At 54.7% G+C, this 3,673-nt stretch carries 3 protein-coding genes; 1 reads left to right on the top strand and 2 read right to left on the bottom strand.

Annotation, left to right across the window (positions count from 1 at the left end; translation table 11 throughout):
* Window positions 1–149: 149 nt before the first annotated feature.
* Both NLI89_RS21420 and NLI89_RS21415 read right to left on the bottom strand, forming a co-directional pair.
* Complete coding sequence (locus NLI89_RS21420) at window positions 150–1,103, bottom strand: glycosyltransferase family 2 protein (RefSeq protein WP_254688767.1); 954 nt, start codon at window positions 1,101–1,103, stop codon at window positions 150–152.
* A gap of 15 nt (window positions 1,104–1,118) precedes the next feature.
* On the bottom strand, window positions 1,119–2,441 hold the full coding sequence (locus NLI89_RS21415) for a hypothetical protein (RefSeq protein ID WP_254688766.1): 1,323 nt from the start codon (window positions 2,439–2,441) through the stop codon (window positions 1,119–1,121).
* 256 nt (window positions 2,442–2,697) lie between these two features.
* Between NLI89_RS21415 and NLI89_RS21410 the strand changes: the two genes are divergently transcribed.
* Window positions 2,698–3,645, top strand: coding sequence for an NAD-dependent epimerase/dehydratase family protein (locus NLI89_RS21410; RefSeq protein ID WP_254688765.1), 948 nt, complete (start codon window positions 2,698–2,700; stop codon window positions 3,643–3,645).
* The last annotated feature ends 28 nt before the right edge of the window (window positions 3,646–3,673 follow it).

The following is a 3,673-nucleotide window of genomic DNA, read 5'->3' as shown; positions in this document are numbered from 1 at the left end:
AAACATCGGTGTCATAACTAAAATGAATGTAAACTTGAGAGCGCGCACGACTAGAACTTGATCACTGGCGCTGCAGTAGCAGCAACGATGTTTGTATGATCACAGTGTGCATCGGTCGAACATATTCTTGTTCGAACACACGATACCCATTACCGCAGGCGATTGCGTAAGAACCGCACCGACCGTTTTGCCCCTACGGTCGCTGCCACCGTGGCCGATGGCCACGCTAGCAGTCCGACAATGTACCAGAGGGGAAGATGCATGGCGTCCAAGAAGTGAGGCCGGCGCAGCGACTGCCATGAAAACTCGCCTGATGGCCTGAGCGAAATCAACGTCGTTGCGTTGAAAAGGTCTGTGTGTTGGGAATGAGACCGAATTACCCGTGCGCGAAGGTGTGGTGGAATTACAGCCGGGAAGGCGTTAACAAGTTCGGCCCAGTCATCCACAAAAACGCCGATTGCTTTCGCACGCCAATAGCTCTCTTTTTTGGCCGAATTGATAGATACTTCGCCATACCATCCGATTGTTATGGGACGCGCGCTGGTATACCCAAGGATGACGCTCAGCTGCGGAAAATTTCTCTTCATCAACATGGCCGAGCCCTGTTCGCGTACCCAGTCGCACACGCGTCGGTTGTAGATGGTGGCGCCGGTCAATGTCTGGTGCCACAACACATCGCGCATGAACGCGACTGCTTCCTCTCCCTGTAGTTGGGAAATCATACGAGGATCGTCAGAATGGCCCCGAATGAACAACAGGTCCTGATCCTTCAGGAATGCAAGGATGCGACCAAGGCAGCCTGGCTCTACCCGCATGGCATCACCCATCAGCCATACATAGTCGGAATCAGCCCAGCAAAGCGTCGAGATGAGATTCGCATCATGTCCTAAAGCAGGCGCGTTCCGACGGTAATGAATGTTTGGAATGACCTGCGCCAGTTCACGGGCAACGCTTTCGGTCGCATTGTCGGGACTGTCGTCGGAAAGATAGATTGCAACGTCTAGCGCGCGTACTTCGCCTGCCATCGCGGCTAGGTTTTCAGCGACGATGGCGGCGCGGTTATAGGTAGGAATGACAATCGCGAGACGAGGATGTTTAGCCATCACTATTTCCAACAATCAAAGCACGTCAGTTGTCAGTTGATCGCTAACGACAGCGTCGCTCCGCCGCCAGTATCGGACAAAAATCGCGATCGTCCAAGGCAGGCTGATGGCGACAATAATCGCGCAGTACGCGGCAAGCACGTAGCGCGCGCCCCAGAACGACGTGAAATACGTCGAGCACGCGACTAGGAGCCCGCAAGCCAGCGAATTCCACAGCATTGGCTCTTCTTTATGGACCCGCATGAACGTCGCAAACGCAAATATGGATACGTTGCATGATGTCACGATACCGATCAGCATGAGATCGGGGAGCGGTAGGAAGCGGTGCATGATCGAGAGATTGAGATATTGACCCGTCGAGATCACCGCGCACAGGCCAATGCATGCGACGACCTGGAACGCGATCGACTGCAGGAACAGCGTTCGGAAGCGGCGACGCAGTTCCGCGCGATCCCCCCGCGCGACCAGGCCCGCCAAGACGGGCGTCGTGGCTGTCATCCAGCTCATAGCGATAAGCGAAATATTGCTGAATACTGCAATCGACAGGCCGATCATGGCTGCTTCAGCGGCGCCGCGATGGGCAAACACGAAGGGTGTGAATACCTGGTAGAGCAGGTACCCGCTCATCCAGCTGATGCCGATGCGCCACTGCAAGGGAAAGATATCCCGACGCCAGCCATAGCCTTGCGCGCCTTGTACAACTTGCGCGACTAGGGAGGGAATGCCGCTGCGCCGGCGCAGCCACCATCCTGAAGTTAGGGCCGAGACAACGCCGATACAGGCGGCCGCATATAGCGTTGGGTGAATCAGGATGATCGTCCAGCACGCTACATATCCGATGATCGTCTGAACAAGGCGAAGACGAGCAACATCGGCGACCTTGCCGGTGCCTTCTGCAATCGCGAGTTGTGGACTGTAATATAGATTTGCAGAAGCTGCAGCGACGATTAATAACCATGCACCGACCCATTCACGGGGCGGTACCGCAGCGCTTCCTTGCTTCAGGAACATTAAGCCGCCGATGCCGACCCCGACGGCAAACAGCAAAGCCAATATTGCAAACCAGCGGCGGACAGATTGGCTAAGCAGGCCGATGCGGTCGATCGCATACTGCCGCTCAGCGGCTGATGTCGAATGGCTTTCATCCAACTTAACAACTTCATGACTTACAAGTTGAGTAAGAACAAAACTTAATCCCAGCTCGAAGAAAGCCTGTAGGGCGATCAAGCTGTTGAAGGTATAGTAATAGCCCTGCATTTCTTTGGAAAATAACGTGCTGGTCATCAATACCATGACCAAGCCTGCAGCTACGCCCCAAACGCGCTGCAAAACGGTCATGCCAATAGCCATATCTATGCGGAATCTACGAGCTATCGCGAACATGTAAGCGTGTTCCAAACCACAATGGGGAGGGTCGTAACTGGTGGGACGCCATGGCCAAGTCGAGGTGCCTAGGCAAGCGAATCCGGTGGTCCGAGCTCCCTTCTAGCGGTAACCTTTCGGGTGGGTTATAGAGCCTCATGCTCGTTAACTTTCGCTCCGATATGGACAAGGCTGTCGCCTTCGCCCTTGGTTGCCGCTCGGCTGAAATTGCATGATGGTGCCTATTGCCGGAGGGTTGGCAGGACGGCGCTGCGTGGTGCTCGGCGCGGGCGGATTTGTCGGAACGTCGCTGTGTCGGCGACTTGCCGAGGAAGGCGCTTTGATCGTAGGGTTTGGTAGGCGCTCACGCGTTGACGATGCTCCATTTCCTGGAACATGGGTGGATGGCGAATTTGAGGATGCCAACGCGATTGCACGGGTGATCGATGGCGCGGATGTTGTCTTCCATCTCCTGGGCGGCAGCAACCCATCTGCTTCCAATCGAGCCCCTGCGACCGAATTGCAGACCGCATTGGCGACCAATCTTTCTCTCATAACCGAGATAATCCGGGCAAACGTCGGCAAGCTTGTTTTTGCGTCTTCGGGCGGCACCGTTTATGGTCCAGCCCATCACCTGCCGATTAGCGAAGATGCCGCGACTGACCCGATATCAGCTTACGGCCTCGGTAAGTTGACGACCGAAAAGATGCTAAGAATCTATGGTTTGACCGAAGGGTTGAACTATACGATTTTACGGGTCGCCAATCCTTATGGTCCATTTCAAATACCGAATAGACCTCAGGGTATTCTGGCAACCATCTTGAAGCGTGCTGTTGAAGGAAAGCCCGTTGAGATATGGGGTGATGGAACGGTTGTTCGAGATTATCTTCACATTAGAGACGTATGTGATGCTTTGGTGCGTTCCGCAGCTATAGATTCGGAACATCGGGTATTGAATATCGGTTCAGGCATAGGAAGGTCGCTTAACGAGGTTGTGCAATCGGTATCCGCTGTACTGAATGTGCACATATCGGTGGATTATAAACCCGGGCGTTCTGCCGATATTCCAGCCAATGTCCTGGATTGTACGCGCGCCCTGCAAGCGCTCGGCTGGATGCCACGCGTCTCCTGGGAAGATGGGGTACGCGACACCGCTGCCTGGTTGTCGCAACTCGCGTAAAGCCGGCTTCAAGCCCAGAAGGCTGTAT

The organism is Sphingomonas faeni (assembly GCF_024273235.1).
GTDB classification, from domain to species: Bacteria; Pseudomonadota; Alphaproteobacteria; order Sphingomonadales; family Sphingomonadaceae; genus Sphingomonas; species Sphingomonas faeni_A.
The sequence above is the reverse complement of the archived record's forward strand: the minus strand, read 5'-3'. Positions and strand labels throughout refer to the sequence as shown.